This is a genomic window from Ruminococcus sp. NATIVEDY161 (assembly GCF_045819895.1).
Lineage (GTDB): Bacteria > Bacillota > Clostridia > Oscillospirales > Acutalibacteraceae > Ruminococcoides.
The window spans coordinates 622,125-645,525 of record NZ_CP162392.1; the positions used below are offsets into that span (position 1 = coordinate 622,125).

The window sequence follows — 23,401 nt, forward strand, 5'->3', positions numbered from 1 at the left end:
TCAGTCTGTCGTCGGTTTTTCGATATCTCTGTGCGAAACCACGCTTTTGTAGCCGAGGCTCTGGAAATGCTCCTGAAGCGCTCTTGCGACGGTAACGCTGCGGTGCTTGCCGCCCGTACAGCCCACACCGACAACAAGCTCGCTTTTGCCCTCTTTATAGTAAAGCGGTACAGAGAAATCGAGCAAATCGAGAGTGCGCTTTAAGAACTGCTGGGTGTCGTTACTGCAAAGCACGTAATTGCGAACGGAGCTGTCAAGTCCCGTGAGCATTTTGAGCTTGGGAATATAAAACGGGTTCGGCAGACAGCGCACATCAAACACGACGTCCGCTTCAAGAGGAATTCCGAACTTAAAGCCGAACGACATAAAGGTTAATGTCAGGCTCTTGGTGACGTCCTCCATAAACAGGCTGATTACGCGTTCGCGCATCTGTTTTTTAGACATATGAGTGGTGTTGATGTGGTAGTCTGCGGCGCGTTTTACGGGAGTGAGCAGAGCTTTTTCAAACTCTACAGCCTCGGTAACAGTGCCGTCGCGGAGACGGTCTGAAAGCGGATGCTTGCGGCGCGTCTCCTTATATCTCATAATTACAATGTCCGAGCGCGCGTCGATAAAGAGGATTTTTACGTCGCTGTGCGACTTTTTGAAGTCCTCAATCTGGTTGTTCATCTGCTCGTAGTTGTCGTTTCAGCGGACGTCCACAACAACCGCCGCGCGCTTCATCGACTCGTTGGTTGAATTAAGACAGAGCGTGTATAGCGTTGAGAGCAGAGAAGCCGGAATATTATCCACGCAGTAATAACCGATATCCTCAAGCACGTGAAGCGCCGAGGTTTTGCCTGCGCCCGAAAGTCCAGAGATAATTATAAATTCCATATATTCTCCTTAAAGAAATGTTGTAATTTTCTTTTACAGAATTATAAGCTCACATTCGAGGTCGTAGCCGGTTTCGTCATAAACCTTTGTCTGAACCTCGCGGATAAGCGATTTTACGTCGTTTGCGGTTGCGTTTGATTTGTTGATGATAAAGCCGGCGTGCTTTTCGCTGACCTGAGCTCCGCCGTGGCACTTGCCCTTAAGTCCGCACTGCTCAATCAACGCGCCTGCATACGCTCCCTCGGGACGTTTGAATACGCTGCCTGCGCTCGGAAATTCAAGCGGTTGTTTTGAGCTGCGGCGGTTCATAAAGTCATCCATCTTGGCGCGAACATCCTCGGGGTCAGCCTTTTTAAGCTTAAGCGTTACGCCCGTGATAATGCACTTGTTCGAGCGGTAAACGCTGGTGCGGTAGCCCATTTGTAAATCGTCCTTTTCGCACCTGCCGATTCCGCCGTCGGACGCGAGGTGCGATACGGAATGAACGACATTTTTCATCTCGCCGTCGTAAGCGCCGGCGTTCATAAACACCGCTCCGCCTACCGTACCGGGAATTCCCCAGGCAAATTCAAGTCCGCTCAGTCCGCTGTTGAGCGCGAACTTGCACAGAGAAGCAAGCGAAGCGCCTGCTCCGCAGTAAATTGTTGTTTCGTCAATCAGGGAAATCTTGCGGAATTCTCCGTCGAGCCTGATTACCACGCCTCGGTAGCCGTCGTCGCTGACGAGCACGTTACTGCCGTTGCCGAGGATAAGATAATCCACGTCGGAATCCACGCACTCCTTGACGATATTTGCAAGCGTTGTTAAATCGTCAACCTTTATGTATACATCGGCAGTGCCGCCGATTTTGAATGAGGTATGCTTGTTCATAGGCTCATTTCTGCGCACATCGCAGTTGAGCACCTGAGCAAGGCTGTATATAATTTCTGTTCTGTCCATAATCTCTCCTAAATTACTCCCACTTGCCTACGATGGTTTTTTCCTGAGCCTCGGGCATGGCGGCTAAGTCCATACCGAGACTTACAAGCAGATCCTTCGCAGCATTGTAGCCCATCTTCTTTTGACGGTTGTTCATGGCGGCAACCTCGATGATAACCGCCAAGTTACGTCCGGGCTTAACGGGGATTGTAAGCGCAGGAACCTCTACGCCCAAAATATCCATATACTGGTTTTCAAGTCCCATTCTGTCGTAAACCTTTGTGTTGTCCCACAGCTCAAGGTTAACTACCATGTCAATCTTTTCGCTCATCTTGACAGCGCCCATACCGAAAAGCTGACGGGCGTTGATAATTCCGATACCCCTGAGCTCGATAAAATGGCGGATGTTCTGCGGCGAACGGCCGATAAGCGTGCTGACGTTGGTTCTGAGAATTTCAACCGCGTCGTCCGCAACAAGGCGATGTCCGCGCTTGATAAGCTCGATTGCGGTCTCGCTCTTACCCACGCCGCTGTCGCCTGTCAAAAGACAACCTTCGCCGTATACCTCAACCAAAACGCCGTGGCGTGTGATTCTCGGAGCGAGCTCGCGGTTAAGATACTGTACAAGGCGCGCAGTCAAGTCCGATGTGTTTTCATCCGTGGCAAAGACAGAAACCTTGTGGAGCTTTGCACTCTCCAAAATTACATTGGAAGGCTCAATCTCGCGGCAGATAATAACCGCAGGAGGTCCGAAGCTGAAGATGGACTCGATTACCATTCTCTGCGCCTCGGAGCCGAAACGTCCGAGGTAGGCAAACTCCGTATTACCGAGCACCTGAATACGCTTGTTGTCAAAAAACTCAAAGTAACCTGTCAGCTCAAGGCCGGGACGGTTAATCTCTACGGTAGAGATTTTAGTATCCTCGTAGTTTTCCGAAACATAAACCTTTTCAAGACCAAGTCTATCGACAATTTCCGATAACGGTACTGAAAATTCAGACATAAAGCCACCGCCTTTACAAAATATATATTTACATACTATAGGTAGCTTATATTATACTACAAATTCGGCTTAAAATAAAGCCTTTAATGAATTATTTTTCATTTTTTATAACTTTCTTTTCGCCAATTTTCAGCTCACCGTCAAAGCTTACTGTTCCAACAAGGAACTCGCTTGTTTTTTTCGTTTCAAAATGATTGAAAACGCTGAGATAATTGATGTTTACGGCAGGGTTATTTTTCTTTAACAGAATTAATTGCTCCTCGATTATATCCTGCTCACGAGTGCTTTCCGCAAATTTTTCAAGTGTTTTTCTGTCGCAGAGCGTCACGAACGCCGACGGTGAAAACGACGGCTGAGTGGATATATATTCAATATCGGTTTTTAGTACCCTGTCAATCAAGCTCTCCTCTATCATCAAAAGCTCGAGCTTTGACAGCGTGATGTTCGGGATATACTGATTTTGGGCAAGCTCGCACGCCTGCTCAAAGGAATCGGCAGGAATTTCCGTTTTTAACGGCGTATCGGCGCTTGAAAGGATATAAAAGGTGTAGAGCGTTTGACCGTCTTTTTCTGAAATTGTGACGTTTTCGATTATCTGTGCGGTTTCAATCTTCCTCGAGCTTTGACAGCCAGAAAAAAGAACCGCACTAAGACATATTAATACTATGCAAAGCCTTGCAAGCATTTGACTTCCTCCCTGCAAAAATATACATCGACGGTATAACTGCGGCGGTTATTACGGTGAAAACCGCGAAAATATAATTATTCGTAAATATTTCTTTTACAGAATTAAGATAGCTTCCGCACATATGAGCGGCAAAGATTATGACCGCGAAAATCACGACGTACTTAATGTCCGATTCCCTGCCGGCGCTCTTGGTGACAGCGCAGAGTACCAGCGAAATTATCATAAACACAGACATTGTGGCGAGAGCGAGGTAAAGGCTCTCGATACCGCCGAAAAACCCGATTCTCGCCGCACGCGCAAGGATGAAGGTTTGGTACTCCTGCTTTGAGGCATAATCACCGAGCGAAAACCATATAAAGAACATAATCAGTCCGTACTTTACGCCGGTCACAAGCAAGGCGAATAAGGGCTGTCTGAGCCTGAAATTTTTCGTCTTTCCCGACAGGCAGGCAAAAAGCGTGACGATAAAGGCAGGGATAATAAAATAAACAGTATTTTGGATAAAATCATTCAAGTTTCCGCTTATCTCAAAGCCGTACAGCTCAAAATCGAGAGTGCCGGTACTTCCGCCGAACATCAAAATATTGGTGAGCAGTGCGAAAACAAAGAGGAAAATTCCGAACCGCGTGATTACGTTAACGCCCTTTAACGCGGCGTAAACACAGGCGGAGAGCAGTATAAGCGCAATCAAGCACGGCGTTACATCCGAATAGTATTTTTTGCTGAACATATCGGTGTACGGCAGAAGGAAAAACTCCGCCGCCCATACAAAATAGAGCGAGTAAAGTACGGCTATCGGGATTTTGAGCTTCGGCGTTACGGTGTGCGCGACGGTCAGAAAGTCGAGGTTAGTGCGCTTTTTGATGATAATCGACGGAACAAACAGCGCAAAGCAGACCGCCAAGCCGCACAGCATACAGAGCAGATTAAAGACAAACGAGGAGTTTTGCGAGATATCATAATTCTGTAAAAGAATTACTGAGCAGGCACAGAGCATTAATGTGAGCAGCAGCCGCTTTGAGGAAAATCTTACCTTGCTCAAAACTACACCTCCGTTTCCTTAAACCGCTGAACCTTGATGATGTGCTTTGACAGGCTTTTCCAGTCCGCGCGGACAAAAACGTCGCGCATTGTCCTGAGCGAAAACGGCGCGAGCGATGACATATACGGCACGCCGAGAGAGGTTTTTGAGCACATACTGATTATCATCACGGCAGTGGCGATGACAATTCCCCACAGTCCGCAAAGTCCGCCGATTATGATAAAAATGAACCGCAGCATTGTGACGGGCGGATAAAGCGGCGAGGTGACATAGCTGCAAATCGCCGCAGTCGCGACGACCATCAGCGTTGACGAGCTGATAATGCCTGCGTTAACCGCGCTTTCTCCGATTACGAGTGCGCCGACAATACCGACGGCGTGACCGAGGGATTTCGGTATTCTCAGCCCTGCCTCCTTCATAATCTCATAAATAAAGGTGATTGCGAGCGTTTCGAGCGTGACAGGCAAAGGCGTTTGCGCCAGCGATTCCGAGGTTTTAATCAAAATTCCTGTCGGGAAATATTCGGGGTGAAACTGCGCGAGAGCGACATACAAGCCCGGCAAAAACAGCGCCGCAAAAAACGAAAGGTACTTTGTCAGGCGGATAAAAGCCGCGTAGTAGGTGCGGTTTGAGTAATCATCAACGCCCTGAAATTCCTCGACGAACAATCTCGGGACAATCAGCACGGCAGGCGTGCCGTCCACAATTACAGCTATTCTTCCCTCGGTCAGCTTTCCACAGACCGTATCGGGACGTTCGGAAATTCCCACGCCCGAAAACAGCCTGCTCGATTTTTCGTCCTCTAAATATTCTGACAAATAGCCCGAAGCCAAAACGGAGTCGAGATTGCATTTATTAAGGCGTTTTTTAAGCTTGCCGAGCAGCTTTGCCGATACCCTGCTTTTAATATAGCACAGCATAAGCTGGGTTTTTGACTCGCTGCCGACGGTCATTTGCTCAAAGACCAAATCGGGATTTTTCATTCGCCTGCGGATAAGCGACATATTAACCCTCAGCGGTTCGGAAAAGCCCTCTCGCGAGCCCCTCTGCACTACCTCGCTCTCGGGCTCGTTAACTCCGCGGAACGAGTAGCCCTGAACGCCGACGGCGAACATCTGCTGTGCTCCGTCAACAATGATAACGGCAAAGCCCGAGGTGATAAAGCTGATAATCTCCGCCTTGGTGTAAATTACAACCACATCAGACGAAGCCATTACTGAGTTTAGGATTATATCCGCCGCTTCTGCTCCCTTCATTGACTTGAAGTCGTATGGCAATAGCGGATTAATCACCGACTGGGAGAGCTGCTCCTTGTCGCAAAGCCCTTCTATTGTGACGATTGCCGCCTTTATTTGCCGCTCTGATTTTAGTGTTAAGTTGCGGATTGTAAGGTCTGCGGAGTCTGAAAAATCCGCTTTCAGCTCCGATAATATTTCTGCTAAAGAATTATTCATACATTTCTCCATTGACTATTTATACGCATATGATTTGCGGAATAAGATTTTTTATTCTTTATCGGAATATAAATTAACTTGTTGAGAAAAATAAAACAGGTGATTAAATGCTGATTTCAATTTTCAGAACTCTTATTCTCTACTTTTTCATAATGCTCGCAATACGCCTGATGGGCAAACGGCAGATAAGCGATATGCAGCCGAGCGAGCTTGTTGTGACAATGGTAATCTCGGACATCGCCTCGCTGCCAATGCAGAACACCTCGCAGCCGCTTTTGAGCGGAATTATCCCTGTGCTGATTTTGGTTTCGCTCGAAATTGCGACAAGCGTTGTGATGATGAAAAGCCGGAAATTCCGCAAGCTGATTTGCGGCAGCGCTGTTGTGATAATCAAGGACGGCAAGCTTTTGCAGTCGGAGATGAAGCGCCTACGCCTTACGACAGAGGACTTGTTCGCGCAGCTCAGGCAGCAGGATATTTTTTCAATCGAGGACGTGCAGTACTGCATTGTCGAGACAAACGGCACGGTCAGCGTGCTTGAAAAGCCCGAAAAGCGAAATCCCACCCTTGAACAGCTCGGCATTAAAGGCGAGGACAATGGAATTGAGGCGGTCGTTATCAGCGACGGCGAGCTGGTTGACAACGCACTGACGCTTTGCGGACATAATAAAACCGAGATTGATAATATTCTAAAAGAGAATAATAAATCAATCCCGGATATTTTTATTATGACGCTTGACGGTCTCGGCAATTACAAGCTGATAGAAAAGGAGCAAGGATGAAACGGATTTTTATTTCGCTGATTATCTTCGTATTATGCGCCGCCGGAGCGCTTACCGAGGTGCTCTGCGTTGCAAACAGCATAAACAGCTACCTCGGAGAGATAAAAAGCATTGACGGCTATGTTGTCAAAAATGATTTTAAGAACGCCGCCGAAAAATGTTCGCAACTCGAAAAAAGCTGGAGCGAAACGCTGAGGACGATTGACGCGGTTCTTATTCACGACTATGTTGACGAAATCAGCATTGCTCTCGCGCAGATGAAGTCCTACGCGCAGAGCGGCAATACGGATATGTACTACTCGTGCAGCGAGACGGCGAAAAAGTCGCTCGAATCCGTCAGAGACAGCGAGTATTTTCTCCCCGAAAACATCCTTTAAAACACAAAAAGGCGCTGCCTGAGCAACGCCTTTATAAGTGGAATTATTTCTTTGATTCCTTGTGGTTCTGCCACATAACCCAGAGAGGACCTGCGATACAGATTGAAGAATAACAACCTGAAATTACACCGATCATCATCGGGAGAGCAAAGCCCTTAACCGAAGCGATGTTGAATACGGTAGCAACAATGTAAACAATCAAAATTGCCGCGAAGGTTGTTACCGAGGTCATAATCGTTCTCTTGATAGTCTTTGTGCAGCTGACATTGAAGATAGTGCCGATATCGGTACTTCTGCCCATAAGCCTTCTCTGCTCACGAACACGGTCGTAAATAACGATTGTATCGTTCAGTGAGTAACCGATAATCATAAGAACTACCGCGATGAAGTTTGAGTCAATCGGCATCTGGAAGATTACATACATAAAGTAAATCATTGCGACGTCGTGGAAAAGGGCTACAAGAGCCATAACGCCTGCCGACAAACCGCCGATTTTCTTAAATCTGATAGTTACGTAAATAACCATCAAAATACTTGCCAGCGCAACAGCCGCGAGACACTTGAGCAGGAACATAAAGCCCATTGAAGCGTCAACCGAACTTGCCTCCAAGCATACAAAGTTGTTATCGGGATACTGAGCCTGAAGGTCGGACTCCAGGTTCTTCTGAATTTCAGTCTCGATTGAGTTGTTACCCGAGAACTGAACCGAAACGTTGTTGCCGGTGTTGCCCATCAAATCCTGAGAGAAGGATGTTGTGATTTTATCGGTTGTCTTTTCCTGAATAAAATCATACAGAGAGTTCTGGTCAACCTCGCCTGTGTAGCTGAATGTAAGCGTTGCACCGCCCGAGAACTGAATGTCGAGCCTTGTGCCGAAGATAAAGTTAAAGATAATACCGAGTACGATAATACCGATTGAAATTCCGAAGAAAATCTTTTTCTTGCCGACAAAATCAATAATCTTTTTGCCGCCGTTGAACTTCTCGCTGACTTCCTGCTCGGTCATAGGAGTCTGTGCTTTTGCATTAATCTTATTTGCCATCCTTAGCACCTCCAAACAACCATTTTTTGCGGAAGACTTTGAAGCCCGCAATACTTCTGAGCATAAGTCTTGAGAACAGTACGCCCATGATGAAGTTTGAAATTACACCAACGAGGAGTGTGAAACCGAAGGAGTAGATTGTACCTGTGGTAGACTCACCGAAGATGAACGAAAGGATATTTGACGGACCGAATACGAGCATCAAGATGATTGATACGATAATTACGGTCATATTACCGTCGATAATAGCGGTCAACGAGTTCTTTGTACCTCTCTCAAGAGCGCTGTCGATTGTACGTCCGGAGTTCATTTCCTCCTTAATACGCTCTGCGGTAATAACGTTACAGTCAACGCCCATACCGATTGAAAGGATAAGACCTGCGATACCGGGTAATGTCATTGTGAATGAAGGAATCGCGTTGAAGTAACCTGATACCGCCGCGATTGAAAGTCCCATCTGACCTGTAAGCGCGATAATCGCGATAAATCCGGGCAGACGGTAGAAGATAAGCATAATCAGCGCGATTACGATAAACGCGATAATGCCTGCGTACGCCATTGCAGTGAGTGAGTTCTCACCCAGAGTCGGGCTGATGTTACCATAGTTAGCGGTCTCGAGCTGGAACGGAAGCGCACCTGCGTTGATTTTCTCGGCAAGCTTGTTAGCCTCCTGAGCTGTGAAGTTACCCGAAATCTGAGCCTTACCATCGGAAATAACAGCCTGAACGGTAGGAGCAGAAAGCATAATATCATCCATCCAGATTGATACTGTCTTGTTGAGGTACTCCTGAGTAATCTCAGCGAACTTCTTTGCGCCCTGATCGTTAAGAGTAAGGCTTACGATGTACTTGGGCTCGCCGTTGTTTTCATTGATATAACCCGCCTCAGCCTTATCTACCATTGAGCCGTCCATAAGCTCGGTGGCAGTTTCGCCTGTCGGGGTTTTGTAAACGTATTCTCCGTCGGAGCCTACGTCGGTTGACTCGTGAGAATTGCCGGGTCTGAATGTAAGCTTTGCGGTTGACGAAATCTCTTCGATAGCCTCTACCGCGTTAAAATCTTTTTCATCTGACTTCCAGGGGAAACGAACGATAATTCTGTCGCTGTTTCTGTCAGCGTACAGCTCGTAATCAGTAATGCCCTGAGATACCATTCTAAGTTCAATAATGGACTTAGCGGCTTCAAGATCCGCATCGGAAGCGTCGTAATTGTCAGCCGGCTTAAATGTAGCCTCAACGCCGCCCCTGATGTCAATTCCCCATCGAATATCGCCAATGCCTTTTAATACTGTATTTTTGTTGTCGCCCGTATAATAGGATACTCCGAAAATCGCAGTAAACGAAAAGGCAAGTATCAGCAAAGCAACAATGAAGAACACAGGCTTTGGAACTCTTTTCATGCCTTTAAAACCTCCATACTATAATTGTCCTCGGTATGCAAAAAAACAACTCTGTCATTAGCGCATACTTACAGACGTAACAGAATTATTATATGATTTTTTCGCTAAATTGTCAATGGATAAGTAAAAATTTGATAAATAAAACTTTATCTTTATCAAATTTGCACAATAAAAAGACGTAAAAATATACATAAAATCTTTGCGGTTGGAGTGAGTGGAATGTATTACCCAACCGTTTAAAGCCCTCTCCAACGCTTAAGCTTTTGGAGATGTGCGGTCATTCCTATTGTGCCACATTTCAAATTGCAACAAAACCTTTAATCAACGCGGTAGGGGCACACTAAAATGTGCGCCCGAGGTTGGTCAGTATAAGTTATATACTTAATCATACCGTTGGACGTGAACAAACATATGCTCTCGGGCGGACACACAAGTCCGCCCCTACAATTATTCATTATTCATTATTCATCATTCATTATTCATTACTACTGTCTGCCCCCTCCGTCACGCCGCTTTGGCTGCGTGCCACCTCCCCCGCAATCGGTGGAGGCTTTAAATAAAAAACTCCCCCGGTGTGTTTGCCGGAGGAGTGAGATTTGATTATTATTTTTGCAGGAGCTTCTCGCATGCGGCGAGCTTTGCGCAAATGCAGAAGATTTCCATTGCGGTTACAAGCTCGTCATTGGGCGGGAAGGTCGGGGCAAGACGGATATTTGAATCCTTCGGATCCTTGCCGTAGGGATATGTCGCGCCTGCTCCTGTGAGCACTACGCCTGCCTCTTTGCAGAGCTGTACCACGCGCTTTGCGGTACCCTCAAGAACATCAATGCTTACAAAATAACCGCCGTTCGGCTTTGTCCACTCGCCTATTCCTACGGGCTCAAGCTCACTTGCGAGAGCGTTAAGCACGATGTCAAACTTCGGCTTTAAGACTGCCTTGTGCTTTTTCATATGCTCGAGCATTCCGTTGTAATCTCCGAAATACTGAACATGACGGAGCATATTCATCTTGTCGTAGCTGATAATCTGATAATTATAGCGCTCCTTGAACACCTTCATATTGTTCTTTGAAGCTGCCATTGCCGCTACGCCTGCGCCCGGGAAGGTAATCTTTGAGGTTGAGCAGAACAAAATCGGCAAATCCTCGTTACCTGCCTTTTTGCACTCGTCATAAATATTAAGAAGTGTGTCGGGTGTATCGGTAACGTCGTGAATACAATATGCGTTGTCCCAGATAATTCTGAAGTCCTTTGCGGCAGGCTTGAGATTTGCAAATCTTCTTACAGTCTCGTCGCTGTAGGTAATTCCCTGGGGGTTTGAGTACTTAGGTACACACCAAATTCCCTTGATGCTGTCGTCGTTTGCAACGAGCTCCTCAATCATATCCATATCGGGGCCGTTCTCGGTCATGGGAATCGGAATCATCTCAAAGCCGTAGTAGCCGGTAATTCCAAAATGACGGTCGTATCCGGGTGACGGACAGAGGAACTTTCTGTTTTCTATCTTATACCAAGCGTCGCAGCCCTCGACAATCGGCTTTGTCATCATACAGCTGATTGTGTCGAACATCATATTGAGACTGGAGTTGCCGCCGATCATTACGTTTTCGCTGTCAACGCCCAAAACCTTGCCGAACATCTTACGGCACTCGTAAATTCCGTCGAGGATGCCGTAGTTGCGGATATCCACACCGTCGTCTCCGATAAAATTGGACTCGCTTGTAAATACATCTAAAATGCCGTTTGACAGGTCAAGCTGTTCCTTGCCGGGCTTGCCTCTCGCCATATTGAGGTTCAATCCCTTTGCTTTTTCTTCGTCATATTTGTTCTTTAAGCTCTGATACTCGCGCTCAAGCTCTTCAGCGCTGCAATTTAAGTAGTTCATAATGCTCTCCTTAATAAAAAATGACCTTATATATTCTATAACAACCGGCAGAAAAATGCAAGTCTTTTTTGAAAATCCTGCATTTTCGGCGTTTTGGCAGAAAGAAAACAGGCTCACTACGCAAAAACTTAGTGAGCCTGTTGCAATTTTTGTTGAAATAAATTCAGTATTAATAGTACTGGTAGTAGTAGTAGCCGCGGCGGCTGCGCTTTTTGTTTGAAGTACAGCCTACCTTTACAAAGCCGAGAATTTTCGCGTCCGCAAGCTTCATACTGTCCATAATATTCTGTACGTCGCCGTGGGTTGTCGAGCGTTCGCGAAGAACAACAACAAAGCCTGCGAGCAAATCCTTGAGCAGCAGTGCGTCGGCAACTACGCCGATAGGCGGAGTATCAAAGATGATATAGTCATATTCCTCGTACAACTTCTTAACAAGATTTGTGAACTTGGGTGAGCACAAAAGCTCGGAGGGGTTCGGAGGGATTGTACCCGAGGGGAGAATATCGAGGTTCGGGAGAACGTTTCTGTGGATAACCTCCTCAAACTCCACCATCTTACCGATTACGTTTGAAAGACCTGCCTGATTTTCAATCTTGAAAATATTGTGGATGTTCGGGCGGCGAAGGTCGCAGTCAACAAGGAGAACCTTCTTCTCCATCTTTGAGAAGGAGATTGCGAGGTTTGCGGAAACGGTACTTTTTCCCTCGCCCTTTGAGTAGCTCGTTACGGCAAAAAGCTTGTCGTCGTCGGCTGAAAGCGAGAACATAATGTTCGACCTTGCGGACTTGTAGGACTCGACAATCGCGAATTTACTCTTATCGGAGATTGTCTCCGTGCGCATTTCCGCATTATTGTTTTTGATTTTCTTACCGATTTTAATTTTCATATTCCGTCACCTGCCTTAAGTCTCAAAGTCGGGGATTTCGGCAAATACCGGAACCTTGTAAATCTCGGAAAGATCCTCGTCGGGCTTGATTGTGGTGTCGATAAGCTCAAGAAGGATTGAAATTACGCAGGCGAGTACCAAGCCGATAGCCGCGCCGATTAAGGTGTTCTTGAGTTTATCCGGAGAATACGGCGCCGAGGGCTCTTTGGCTGTTCTGATTATACCAATCTGACCGTAGTCGAAATACTTCGGATAAACGTTTATGCACTGCTCGCTGATTTGATTTGCAACGTTAGCGCATTGTATGGGATCGGTTCCGTCAACCGTAATAGTGACATAGAAGGTATTTTCGTTAACCTCCATATTTACGGAGCAGCCGTCGTAAAGCTGTGTGATTTCGTCGGTATTCTGGAAAAGCGTAACGCAAATATTTGCAAGAGAGCTTGAACCGCTGATATCAGAGCTGAAAATCTTTTTAGCCTGCTGGTTGTTGCTTGAATTGCTGCTTGAATTTGCCGGCTGAGACGGAGAGGTAGAATCCGGATCGTCGGTTTTAGCTTTTGCCTTATCGTAGTTTTGAATAAAAATCATTGCCGAAGTGCTGTATCTGGGAGTGATGACAATGCTTGTATACATAAAGAACAGCAGCGCCATAACAGCAGTTGCGGCAAGTATAAATCCGATTCTGTGCAATAATATTGCAAGAATTTTTTGAATTGTGATATTTCCTGCCATTTTGAATCTCCTTTGCGTTATATAAAAATATCAACACATTAATATTCAAAATATATTATATTATAACTGTGTGCGTTTTTAATTCTAAAATAGAATTAAGAGCATTAATCCCACAAAAAAACAAAGGGAGCCGCAGCTCCCTTTGTTATAGTTAAAAATTTACGGAATTATCCGACTACATTCAGCAGTACGCCCGCGGCTACCGCCGAGCCGATAACGCCTGCCACGTTCGGGCCCATAGCGTGCATAAGCAGGAAGTTGCCGGGGTTCTCCTGCTGGCCTACCTTCTGCGAAACACGCGCCGCCATAGGAACAGCCGATACGCCTGCCGAACCGATGAGCGGATTGATTTTTCCGCCGGTAAACTTATACATAAGCTTTCCGAACAGCACGCCAAACGCCGTGCCCATACAGAACGCGATAAGTCCGAGCACAATAATTTTGATGGTGTCGAACTTAAGAAAGTTAGTACCCGAAGCCGTAGCGCCGACGGTTGTACCGAGGAAAATCGTGATGATATTCATCAGCTCGTTTTGAGCCGCCTTTGCGATACGGTCTACAACTCCCGACTCCTTAAACAGGTTGCCGAGCATCAGCATACCTACAAGAGGAGCGGCGTCCGGCAGGAAAATCGCGATAAGGATTACAACGATAATCGGGAACAAAATCTTTTCGAGCTTAGAAACAGGTCTGAGCTGCTCCATAACAACCGAACGCTCCTTTTTGGTTGTGAGGAGCTTCATAATCGGCGGCTGAATAATTGGCACAAGCGCCATGTACGAGTAAGCCGCGATTGCGATTGAACCGAGCAGATGAGGCGCGAGCTTTGTGGTAACGTAAATCGCCGTAGGGCCGTCCGCACCGCCGATAATACCGATAGCGCCTGCCTCTGCCTCGGTAAAGCCGAGGAAAATCGCGCCGGTAAAGGTGATAAAAATACCAATCTGAGCCGCCGCGCCCAAGATAAGGCTCTTGGGGTTGGCGATAAGCGGTCCGAAGTCCGTCATACAGCCGATGCCGAGGAAGATAAGCGGAGGATAAATTCCCAGCTTAACACCCTGATACAGATAGTACAGCAAGCCGCCGTAGGTGGGGTTTTCAAAATATTTTACGCCGTCGATAATCTGAACCGCGTGCCCTGCGGTGTTAAAGCCTGCCGCGTCCGCCTGTTGCTGAGTGAGCAGTTCCACGGACGGAGGGCTCATAATCTCGGGATACAGGTTTACAAGCAGCATACCGAAGGCAATCGGCAGCAAAAGCAGGGGCTCGTACTGCTTTTTGATAGCCAAATAGAGCAAAACGCAGGAAATCGCAATCATCGCGTAGTTTTGCCAGTTAAGATTAACCAAGCCCGAGCTGTAAAAGATACCCTTTACAGCGTCAAGAAAGCCTGTTAATATTTCCATTATCTAATCCTTCCTCTCTGCCTAAAAAGGTCTTGTATTCTCTATCACGCCGGCGTTTGCCCACGCGGAGCGCTTAGAGCCTGATTTTTTAACGCTTTTTATTCTTACTTTATCCTTACCGCCGTACATTGTCGCGACTGCGGCTGAGATTACCGCGATAACCTCCTCGGGAATACCGTCGGTCTGAGTCTGTACGGGTTGTTCCTTAACAGGCTCGGCTTTGGTCACGGTTTCCTCGGGCTTGCCGGGAGTCTCAACCTTTTTCTTAGCCTTAAAGCCTGTGCTCTGGGCTTTGTTAACAATCGCGCTGTAGATTTTGATAATGATAATCAACAGCAGCAAAACCGCGAAAACAACTACAAAGCCGGTCAGGATTACCTTTGCCGAGGAAATGCCCTTTTCAGCCATTGTAAGTTCGCCCACCGCATTAAGCATTGGCAATAATGCTGATAACTGCATATGCCCACCTCCATAAAAATCAAACATACATAAATATTATACTTTATTTTATTTGATTTTTCAATATTAAAAATTTGCTGTTTGTTATATTAAAGTGTCACAAGCAAAAAGAGAGCCGAAAGATTACCTCTCAACTCTCTTATAATCTCTTAAATTTACAAAATAATGCAAATCAGGCCGTTGCAGCCGTCGTTAATAATTTTCTGTATGGTATCCCCTATCTTTCGCCTTGCGTCGGCAGGCATACGGTAGAGCTTATTGTGCAAGCCCTCGTTTACAAGCTCGTGAACCGACTTGCCGAAGATATTGCTCTCCCAGATTTTTTCGGGACTTTCCTCAAACTCTTTGAGAAGATACGACACAAGCTCCTCGGACTGCTGCTCCGAGCCGACAATCGGCGTGACCTCGGTCTGGGTTTCAATTCGCATCATATGGATTGACGGAGCGCTTGCCCTGAGCTTAATTCCGTATTTTCCGCTCTGCTTGATAATCTGCGGCTCGTCGAGCGTGAGCTGGTCAATCGTCGGCATTACAATGCCATAGCCTGTTTCCTCAACCTGCTCATAAGCCTTGGCGATTTTATCGAACTCCGCCTGCTTTGCGGACAGCTTGCTTAGCGTATTCATCAAATCGAGCTCTCCGCCGATGTCAAGCCCGGTTTGCTCTGAAAGCACCTTGTAGAACAAGCCCGGGTCGGTTTTTATCCCGACCGTCGCCGTACCCTCACCGAGGTTGAGCGACTGAATTTCAGCCTGCGTGACGTATTCGTTTTCTTCAAGCGCCTGCACGGCTTGCTGAATTTCGCGGATTTTTTCTATCCCCTGCGCCGACTCTCTGATTGAATTAAAGAGCGCGGATTTAAGCGGATGCTCCTTGTCGAGAGCGACAATCCAGCGCGGAATATCAACCTTAATCTCCCTGACAGGGAACTCAAATAGGAGCTGTGCGAGAATGCGCTTAATCTCGGTTTCGCTCAGATCCATACAGCTCACAGGCAAAACGGGGACTTGATACTCCCCTGCCATACTCTCCGCAAGGCTTTTTGCGCTGTCGGAGTCGGGGTTTTCGGTGTTGAGTAGTACGATAAACGGCTTGTTAATCGCCTTTAGCTCGCTTATTACCCTGCGCTCAGCGTCAAGATAATCCTCTCTGGGAATTTCGTTAAAGCTTCCGTCGGTCGTGATTACAAGCCCGATTGACGAGTGGTCGGTGATGACCTTTTCCGTGCCGAGCTCAGCCGCCTGCTCAAAGGGCATTTCGTCCTCCGACCACGGGGTTTTAACCATCCGCGGAGCGTCCTCCTCACTGTGTCCGAGGGCGCTGTCCACGATATATCCCACGCAGTCAATCATCCTGACCTTAAAGGTGACGTTTCCGCCCAAATCAACGTCGGCAGACTCCTCGGGAATAAACTTCGGCTCGGTCGTCATAATCGTCTTGCCTGCGGACGACTGCGGAAGCTCGTCAACGGTTCTGCGGTATACGCTCTCGTCGCGGATATTCGGCAGGACAATCAAGTCCATAAACCGCTTGATAAAGGTCGATTTTCCTGTGCGGACGGGGCCGACCACCCCGATATAGACGTCGCCGTCGGTACGGCGCGAAATATCCTGATAAACGTTTCTTTCCTCCATTGTCCTGCCTCCTAAGCCTTTGGTATCAACAGCATTTGCGGACTGTCGAGGGTTAATTCTTCAACCTGGTTTTCTTTTAACAGCGAATCAAGCGCGGTGTTGTGAGCCTTGGCGATTTCCCAGAGATTTTCTCCCTGAGCGGCGTAGTACAGCATAAGCGAGCAATTATCGGGCTTTACGGGCTTATCCTCGAGCACCTCTACTCCCGAAACCGCCTTTGTTACCTCGTTTTTGACCGCTCCACCCGTGATTTTCAGCTCACAGCGGATTTCTGCCGAGCTGTCGTCGGATAACCTGAAGCTGATTCCCGACGGTTCGGCGCGTAAAAAGTACATTGCGTTACAGCCTTGTGTGCTGTCGGGAACGTGCGAATAGTCGCATGAGCGCTCGATAAATATGGGATAATTCTTGTCATCAAGCGCGACAATGCAGAGGTTGATTTTGCCGCTGACCTCTACCGCGCCGTTTGACGGCTTGGAGTCTGTTGTCACGCTGTCGGAATAAATATCGAGGATTTTAGAGATTTTTCCGTCGTCAAGGCTCGCGGTCAGCTTTTCGATATAGCTTTCGGAGACAGGGTTTACCTCGCCAATACTTTTGAGCTTTTCGAACTGCGGAACGGACGCGAATTCGGTGGAGTATGCGTCGATGATAAGCTCCTTGTTCTCGATATTATAGCCCTCGGCGGTCAGGCAAAGCTTTGCGTCAAGCGCAACGGCAGGCTTGTCGGACAGCATATCGTTTTTAAGGCGGATGTCGTAGCTCATCACGTCGCAGCCGAGAAGGTTGCGCGTGTTCTCGTCAATTCCCTCGCAGTCTGCGATACGGCTGAACGGCAGAATATAATCGAGCTTGGCGGTCTCGCCGCTCTCAACGTCGGTCAGGTAGAAAAGCTTAAGGTTAAGCTCTCCGCTGACCATCAGCTTGCCTGTGACAGCCTTTACATCTGTAACGGCGGCGGTGACCTTTGAATATAATATTCCCTCAATGCGCGGCTTGTCGGCAACTGAAATCTCCTCGCTGACGGTGAACTGCTCCTGACAAAACGCCGTTAAATCGGCAAAGTCCATTTTCTTTGTCAAAAGCTCCAGCGAGCCGTCGGCAGGCGTAAAGAGCGTTGTTTTTTGAGTAGTCAGCACCTTGACATACAGCGAAAAAGCGCCGTGTATAACAAGCCTGCGCGGACTGAGCGCGCGGCAGTTTATGTACTCGGGCTTGGTTTTGGTAATTACGGCGAAGTTATCCGAGGTGTCACGGACGGAAAAGCTCTGGGAAAAATTAACGCTTTGCTCGCAGCAGCGGATTGTCTTGTGTTCGCTCTCGACATACAGCACGCCTACGGAACAACTGCCTTCGATTTGAAGCTGACCGCCCGAAAGGGATTTTGTCTGAATTTGAGGAACGAGGGTACACTTTAAGATTTTTTCGATATCCGGACAATAATCGGGCAAGGTCAAATCTACATCGGCAAGCTGTTCGGCAACCGTATCGAGCACCGTAACGGGCAGGCAGAAGGATCGGCTATCCGAATTAAACTCCATATTTATCTCTCCTTTTTGGTTTATGTAATAAGTATATTTGGGAGATGGGTAAAATATGACAACCCGGAGCTTTCTCCGGGCTGTTCTTACTTATATTCACCGATTATTATTACGTCATACGGAACCATGTGCGATGATGTGTCGTTAAAATAAAAATCAATATTTGTTTTGCTGTAGCGGTTGATAACAGCAGTTTTCATATTTCCGTTTTCATCCAAGCCTGCCGCTCTGTTATTGTCGCGGAAAACTCCGTAAACGCAGAATTCAAGCGATTTTTCCGTTGTGTTTTCAAAGCACAGAGAATACTTATCTCCCGAAACATAGCTTTGAGAGCTTATGTAACTTACGCCGCCGCTTTCAGGTAAGGCGGTGCAGGCTGAAAACAACAGAGCTATAGAAAATAAATATACGCCGATTAATAATTTTTTCATAATCACATCACTTAAACTTAAAATATAAATTCTCAAAAAACGGCACAAACATGCTCTTTTTTATTATCTCGCCTTTGGCGTTATAGAAAACTACGGCAAGCGTCTTTCCGTCAAGCTCCTTTGCGTTGTCAAAGGTATACGACAGGGTAACCATTCCGTTTTTACCCGTTTGCTTTTTCGCAAGTCTGCTTTCGCTGAACAAGCCGCTGTCCCCTATTACATTTCCGTCGCTGTCCTCCAAACGACAGTAGATATTACCGTCCGCAAGCTCAGGCGTAACGGAAGTCTCGACATAACACCTTTTCTCTCCCTGAGGAGCACTCGAGGTCTGAGTTAAACCTTCAACACACGGCACTGTCACAGGTTCGGTTTTTTCGGAGTTTTCAGATTGCGTCGTGCTTTCCGTGGATTTATCTTTTGGTTCGGTTGCTTTTGGAATTTGTTTTTTACTGTTACCGTTTTCAAAAGTATCTGCTTTATTTTCGGCAGGCTCAATGCTTGTAGTTGACTGCCTGATTTCAAGGGATGATTTTTCAGTGGATATTTCGGTTAACGCTTCCGTATTTCCGGACATTTCGGAAACGGTGGTTTCAACAGCCTTATAAATATTTTCAGGTTTTTCAGGCTCGGGATTTGTCAGGTTGATTTCGTTATTAAAGCCGAACATTACCGTTAATGTCACCGCCGCGGCGATTACCACACACGCTGCTATTGCCGCCGCGTAGCGATAAAACTTAAACTTTGGGGCGGCTTTGGGCTTTTTTGAGGGGATTTCGAGCGCTTTGTTGAGCCAGCTTTCGGGAACGCTGAATTTTTTTAACTCGTCAAATTTAAATTCATCCAAGCTTAATCACCTCCGTAAATTTTCTTTAACGCTTCTCTGCCGCGTTTAAGTCTGGTTTTTACGGTGTTTTCGTTAAGTTTGAGGATTTCGGCAATCTCCTTTACCCTGTACTGCTCGATGTAGTATAGGTAGAGCACGTCGCGGTACTTTTGAGGGGTTTTTAAAAGTGCCCACGACATATCGCCGGAATCCTCAGAAAACTGTATCGCCCTGCCCTTTAAGCTGTCGAGGGGGATCATACGCCGGTTATCGCGCAAAAGCAGCTTACATTCGTTGATGGCAACGCGGATAAGCCAGGCTTTGAGGTGATCTTCATTGGAAAACTGAGGGGACTGTGCAAAGAGCTTCATAAACACATTTTGGTAGCAGTCCTCGGCGTCGGCGTAGTTTTGCAGCCGCATTACGCACACGCCTGCTACGGTATGAGAATATTTTTGCACCGTCTGATTATACGTCAAGCCTGCAAACAGCTTTTCCGGCATTTTATCACCCCTCACTAATAACATACATTAAAAGTCGTTTTGGTTTCATTTATTTTGAAAAATTTTTATTTTTCTGTTATGGAAAACTTGCGCTACAGGAAACGCCAACCCCTCCGTCATTTTGCGAGCAAAATGACACCTCCCCTAAAGCGCTTCGCGTATCAGGGGAGGTTTTTGGTTATTTAACTCATAACTCTTAACTCATAACTAACAAAGAGCTCCCATCCTTTCGGTCAGCAGCTCACTGTTAATTGTTAATCTTTAATTGTTAATTGACTTAGAAATGGTCAATCATTTCTGCTGCGAACTGCTGAATCAGAGTTGCGTCGGCAACGGTGATAAAGCCGTCCTTGCTTGTGTCGGCTGCCGCGAGAGCGTCGCCTGTGAGTGTGATCATCTCTGCGGCGCGCCTCTGAACCAAGGTCGCGTCGGCTACCGATACAACGCCGTCGCTGTTAACGTCGCCTAGCATTACGTCTGAGCCCTTAATCTCGGTGCTCTTTGTAACGGTAACGCCTGAAACGGTCTGAGCGGTGCCGTTGTCAACGGGATATTTGTTTGAGTTAGCGTATCTTACGCCGAGAATTTCAAGATTGAAGTTGGTCGTGGTTGTGCCCGAGCCCAAAATCTTGAAGGTCGCGGAAACAAAGTCCTTCTCGGTGGTGAAATTAGCAAAGCTGAGGGTGTAGAAGTTGCCCTTGACAAGTCCGGGAGTGTTCTCCTCGCACGCAAAGCCTTCAACGTTGGGCATTGCGGCAGAGACGAATTTGAGCTTTGTGGTGTCGTAGCTCATATTCCACTGAGCGTTTACGAGCGGAGCTGTTGACTTGAGCTTGTAGTTTACGGTAACAAACTGCTCGCCGTTGCTGTTTGTAAAGGTCTTTGCCGGGAAGAAGTTTGAATTTGCGTTAAGCGTGAGCTTTTCTGTGGGAGCAGGGGTAGGTGTGGGAGTAGGTGTTACTCCGCCGCCGAGAGCGCCGATTCTCGCAAAGTCGGAAGTGATTACGTCCACGTCCTCTTTCTCCTTGGAGGTGCTCGGGTCGGATGAATATGAGCCTGTTGCGTTGTTGAGCATTGTGTCGTCGTAAGGAATGCAGTCTAGTCCCGACTCTCCGCGTGTAGCTACGAGCATTGCGCCGATTCCGTTTGTGCTAAGATAGCTTGCGTCGATTCCGAGGGTTGAGAGCGGAATCTTAATCTCATAGAATGAGTCATATGTAGTCTTATGAGTTCCCGATGAACTCTTGAAGGTCTTATAATCTACCCAACCTGCGTTATCATCGTAGATGTCGGAGGTTTTCTTTGAACCGTTAAGGCCGTAGATGTGGCTGCAGATGTTTGTCTCTGCCATCTTATAGGCAATTCCGTTTTTAGAGAATTCCTTGCAGCCTGTGGTGAAGTTTGTATTACCGTTTGCGTCAACCGCTGTGAACATAGCAGGTGTGCCGAGACCGGGCTTGCCGCTCATATAGAGCAGGTCGTCAACGTGGGTGTCAAACTGAACGCCCATCTTCTGTCCCCAGATTGAGTTGCCGTCGGTGTTCTTGTTAGACATCGAGGTGCTTGATGGGTCTACGCTGAGAGCGAGAATAAGGGGAACGTCAAGAACACGTCCGCCGTCGGACAGAGGTCCGTCGCCTTCTCTTGCCCATGTGTCGGTGGTGTTAACCATCTGCCAGCCGATGTAGGGGTTGGTGCTGTCCCACGCTCCGAAAAGCGCGTATGTATCGAGCACGCAGTTCTCGTGGCCGCCCTTAAACTGGTTTGCAACGTCCTAAGCCGCGCCCTGGGCGATGAGCATACTCTCGTCCCAGTCGGCAGCGCTGCCGTCGATTGTAATTGTTTTCTGAACGCCTACCTTGCCGCCGGGGTTAGTGGCATAGTAGGTCGGCGCGAGCGTGCCTGTTGAGGCAAAGGCTGTGAATGATACCGAGGCTACGGCAATCAGCATTGCTGCAACAAGGAATACGCTGATAACTTTTTTGTCATTTTCATCGTTAATCAATCCTCCTGTTTTTTAGCGGTTGGTTTCCGCATATATTCCCAATTTTATTATATCTGTTTTTTTGATAAAACTCAATAATATTTTTCGGTTGAATTTTCATTTTGTCACTTTGCACATTTGGAAGATAGATTATTTAGCAATTATTACTATTCATATTTAAAATGCAAAGGGCGGACGCATTTGTCCGCCTGTGCAAATATATTCGGGCTTTGCGTTTTACGGCAAGCTCACTTCACCTTTTTTATACCGTAAATCTTCCTTAAAATTGCCGATATGAACCTGGGATTTTCAATAAGTATAACCTTCATAGTTACCTCCTGATACAAGTTAAGCTGACTATTACAAGCGCGGCTGCCGCGACAACCAACACCCATTTTGGCGGCAACAGCGACGCGACAAGCAAGCCTGCGCCGAAGCAGACGGCGGATTTTACCTTTTGTTTGCGGCACTTCACGTTATCACCCTTTACCATAATACACGGCGGCAAGCATTGTGTGCTTGAATTTTTCCGCGATTTATTATAATATAGAAACGGTGATTGTATGAGAACGCTTGAAATAAAAAAGAACGACTCAAACCAGCGGCTTGACAAATTTATGCAAAAGCATTTTAAAACCATGCCAAAGTCGATGATGTATATGTATATCCGCAAAAAGTGCGTTAAGCTAAACGGCAAAAAGGTATCGGGCGACGAAATGCTCAAGGAAGGCGACGTGCTGACCTTTTACATAAAGGACGAGTTTTTTGAGGGTGCCGAGGAAAAGCACTACGAGTTTTTAAAAGCCCCTAAAAAGCTGAACATCGTTTATGAGGACGAAAATATTCTGCTCCTTGACAAAAAGCCGGGCGTGATTGTCCACCCCGACAAAAGCTACCACTTTGATTCGCTGATAAGCAGAGTTTTGCACTACCTTTACGACAAGGGCGAGTACGACCCCGAGCAGGAGCAGGCGTTTTGCCCTGCGCTTGTAAACAGAATTGACCGCAACACCGGCGGAATTGTAATTGCCGCAAAGAACGCCGAGAGCCTGCGGATTTTAAATCAAAAAATGAAAACGCGCGAGCTCGAAAAATTCTACCTCTGCCTGCTCCACGGCAAGCCTAAGAAGGACAGCGATACACTGACAGGCTATATCACCAAAAACGAGAGCAAGAACAAGGTTACGGTTCACCCAAAGCCCGTCGAGGGCGGCAAGGAGATTAAGACGAAATACAAAATCCTTGAATTTGACGGAAGGTACAGCCTTGCCGAGGTTGAACTGCTCACCGGCAGAACCCATCAAATCAGGGCGCATATGGCGTATATCGGTCATCCGCTTGTGGGCGATACAAAGTACGGCAAAAACAAAAAAGCGCCCGATAGTTTTAAGTATCAGGCGCTGTACAGCTACAAGCTGAGATTTAATTTTACGACCGACGCAGGTATTCTCGATTACCTGAACGGTAAGGAGTTTGAGGTTAAGGACGTGCCGTTTGTTAAATAAATCAGGTGCGGACAGAGTCCGCCCATAAT

24 protein-coding genes and 1 pseudogene are annotated in these 23,401 nt (G+C 47.1%); 3 read left to right on the forward strand and 22 right to left on the reverse strand.

The features are described from left to right. The 6 genes and pseudogenes from rapZ to AB1I50_RS02990 form a co-directional block, all read right to left on the reverse strand. Window positions 1-876, reverse strand: a pseudogene (gene rapZ, locus AB1I50_RS02965) (RNase adapter RapZ). 33 nt (window positions 877-909) lie between these two features. Then, window positions 910-1,815: a UDP-N-acetylmuramate dehydrogenase gene (murB, locus tag AB1I50_RS02970; RefSeq protein WP_407724724.1), complete on the reverse strand. Its 906-nt coding sequence runs from the start codon at window positions 1,813-1,815 to the stop codon at window positions 910-912. A 13-nt stretch (window positions 1,816-1,828) separates the two neighbouring features. Beyond that, entirely contained in the window at window positions 1,829-2,797 is a 969-nt protein-coding gene (gene hprK / locus AB1I50_RS02975) for an HPr(Ser) kinase/phosphatase (protein ID WP_407724725.1), read from the reverse strand. Between the two features lie 91 nt (window positions 2,798-2,888). Continuing rightward, the gene (locus AB1I50_RS02980; protein ID WP_407724726.1) at window positions 2,889-3,482 is read right to left on the reverse strand and encodes a Ger(x)C family spore germination protein; all 594 of its coding nucleotides are present in this window, start codon (window positions 3,480-3,482) and stop codon (window positions 2,889-2,891) included. Then, the gene (locus AB1I50_RS02985) at window positions 3,445-4,527 is read right to left on the reverse strand and encodes a GerAB/ArcD/ProY family transporter (RefSeq protein ID WP_407724727.1); all 1,083 of its coding nucleotides are present in this window, start codon (window positions 4,525-4,527) and stop codon (window positions 3,445-3,447) included. Before AB1I50_RS02985 ends, AB1I50_RS02980 begins: the two co-directional genes overlap by 38 nt. A gap of 2 nt (window positions 4,528-4,529) precedes the next feature. Beyond that, entirely contained in the window at window positions 4,530-5,981 is a 1,452-nt protein-coding gene (locus tag AB1I50_RS02990; protein WP_407724728.1) for a spore germination protein, read from the reverse strand. Window positions 5,982-6,088: 107 nt separating this feature from the next. On the opposite strand from AB1I50_RS02990, the gene AB1I50_RS02995 reads away from it, so the two are divergent. Continuing rightward, window positions 6,089-6,763 carry a DUF421 domain-containing protein gene (locus tag AB1I50_RS02995; protein ID WP_407724729.1) on the forward strand — a complete coding sequence of 225 codons (675 nt, stop codon included), beginning with the start codon at window positions 6,089-6,091 and terminating at the stop codon, window positions 6,761-6,763. After that, window positions 6,760-7,140 (forward strand): DUF4363 family protein, encoded by a 381-nt coding sequence (locus tag AB1I50_RS03000; RefSeq protein ID WP_407724730.1) that lies wholly within the window; start codon window positions 6,760-6,762, stop codon window positions 7,138-7,140. The genes AB1I50_RS02995 and AB1I50_RS03000 overlap by 4 nt, the downstream gene beginning before the upstream one ends. Window positions 7,141-7,183: 43 nt before the next feature. Here AB1I50_RS03000 and secF read toward each other — a convergent pair whose 3' ends face one another. From secF to AB1I50_RS03080, 16 genes are all read right to left on the reverse strand, one after another. Beyond that, window positions 7,184-8,182, reverse strand: coding sequence for a protein translocase subunit SecF (gene secF, locus AB1I50_RS03005; RefSeq protein WP_407724731.1), 999 nt, complete (start codon window positions 8,180-8,182; stop codon window positions 7,184-7,186). Beyond that, the gene (gene secD / locus AB1I50_RS03010; protein WP_407724732.1) at window positions 8,172-9,581 is read right to left on the reverse strand and encodes a protein translocase subunit SecD; all 1,410 of its coding nucleotides are present in this window, start codon (window positions 9,579-9,581) and stop codon (window positions 8,172-8,174) included. Before secD ends, secF begins: the two co-directional genes overlap by 11 nt. 603 nt (window positions 9,582-10,184) lie before the next feature. Beyond that, on the reverse strand, window positions 10,185-11,465 hold the full coding sequence (locus AB1I50_RS03015) for an aspartate aminotransferase type Ic (RefSeq protein ID WP_407724733.1): 1,281 nt from the start codon (window positions 11,463-11,465) through the stop codon (window positions 10,185-10,187). Between the two features lie 169 nt (window positions 11,466-11,634). After that, window positions 11,635-12,351, reverse strand: a complete 717-nt coding sequence (locus tag AB1I50_RS03020) for a CpsD/CapB family tyrosine-protein kinase (protein WP_407724734.1) — start codon at window positions 12,349-12,351, stop codon at window positions 11,635-11,637. Window positions 12,352-12,366: 15 nt separating this feature from the next. Continuing rightward, on the reverse strand, window positions 12,367-13,086 hold the full coding sequence (locus AB1I50_RS03025; RefSeq protein ID WP_407724735.1) for a YveK family protein: 720 nt from the start codon (window positions 13,084-13,086) through the stop codon (window positions 12,367-12,369). Window positions 13,087-13,253: 167 nt separating this feature from the next. Next, on the reverse strand, window positions 13,254-14,492 hold the full coding sequence (locus AB1I50_RS03030) for a sodium ion-translocating decarboxylase subunit beta (RefSeq protein WP_407724736.1): 1,239 nt from the start codon (window positions 14,490-14,492) through the stop codon (window positions 13,254-13,256). 21 nt (window positions 14,493-14,513) lie between these two features. Continuing rightward, complete coding sequence (locus tag AB1I50_RS03035) at window positions 14,514-14,951, reverse strand: OadG family transporter subunit (RefSeq protein WP_407724737.1); 438 nt, start codon at window positions 14,949-14,951, stop codon at window positions 14,514-14,516. Window positions 14,952-15,106: 155 nt separating this feature from the next. Further along, a complete protein-coding gene (spoIVA, locus tag AB1I50_RS03040) occupies window positions 15,107-16,585 on the reverse strand; it encodes a stage IV sporulation protein A (RefSeq protein ID WP_407724738.1) in 1,479 nt (492 codons plus the stop codon). A gap of 11 nt (window positions 16,586-16,596) precedes the next feature. Next, on the reverse strand, window positions 16,597-18,126 hold the full coding sequence (locus AB1I50_RS03045) for a DUF3794 and LysM peptidoglycan-binding domain-containing protein (RefSeq protein WP_407724739.1): 1,530 nt from the start codon (window positions 18,124-18,126) through the stop codon (window positions 16,597-16,599). An 86-nt stretch (window positions 18,127-18,212) separates the two neighbouring features. Next, on the reverse strand, window positions 18,213-18,557 hold the full coding sequence (locus tag AB1I50_RS03050) for a hypothetical protein (RefSeq protein ID WP_407724740.1): 345 nt from the start codon (window positions 18,555-18,557) through the stop codon (window positions 18,213-18,215). A 7-nt stretch (window positions 18,558-18,564) separates the two neighbouring features. Further along, the gene (locus tag AB1I50_RS03055) at window positions 18,565-19,401 is read right to left on the reverse strand and encodes a hypothetical protein (protein ID WP_407724741.1); all 837 of its coding nucleotides are present in this window, start codon (window positions 19,399-19,401) and stop codon (window positions 18,565-18,567) included. A 2-nt stretch (window positions 19,402-19,403) separates the two neighbouring features. Beyond that, window positions 19,404-19,883, reverse strand: coding sequence for an RNA polymerase sigma factor (locus AB1I50_RS03060; protein ID WP_407724742.1), 480 nt, complete (start codon window positions 19,881-19,883; stop codon window positions 19,404-19,406). Between the two features lie 277 nt (window positions 19,884-20,160). Next, window positions 20,161-21,618, reverse strand: coding sequence for a dockerin type I repeat-containing protein (locus AB1I50_RS03065; protein WP_407724743.1), 1,458 nt, complete (start codon window positions 21,616-21,618; stop codon window positions 20,161-20,163). Window positions 21,619-21,657: 39 nt separating this feature from the next. Beyond that, complete coding sequence (locus AB1I50_RS03070; protein WP_407724744.1) at window positions 21,658-21,888, reverse strand: hypothetical protein; 231 nt, start codon at window positions 21,886-21,888, stop codon at window positions 21,658-21,660. 227 nt (window positions 21,889-22,115) lie between these two features. Further along, entirely contained in the window at window positions 22,116-22,262 is a 147-nt protein-coding gene (gene spoVM, locus AB1I50_RS03075) for a stage V sporulation protein SpoVM (RefSeq protein WP_407725313.1), read from the reverse strand. Then, entirely contained in the window at window positions 22,199-22,360 is a 162-nt protein-coding gene (locus AB1I50_RS03080; RefSeq protein WP_407725352.1) for a hypothetical protein, read from the reverse strand. The genes spoVM and AB1I50_RS03080 overlap by 64 nt, the downstream gene beginning before the upstream one ends. Window positions 22,361-22,430: 70 nt before the next feature. Here AB1I50_RS03080 and AB1I50_RS03085 point away from each other — a divergent pair, with 70 nt between their 5' ends. Next, window positions 22,431-23,372 carry an RluA family pseudouridine synthase gene (locus tag AB1I50_RS03085; RefSeq protein WP_407724745.1) on the forward strand — a complete coding sequence of 314 codons (942 nt, stop codon included), beginning with the start codon at window positions 22,431-22,433 and terminating at the stop codon, window positions 23,370-23,372. Window positions 23,373-23,401: the final 29 nt, after the last annotated feature.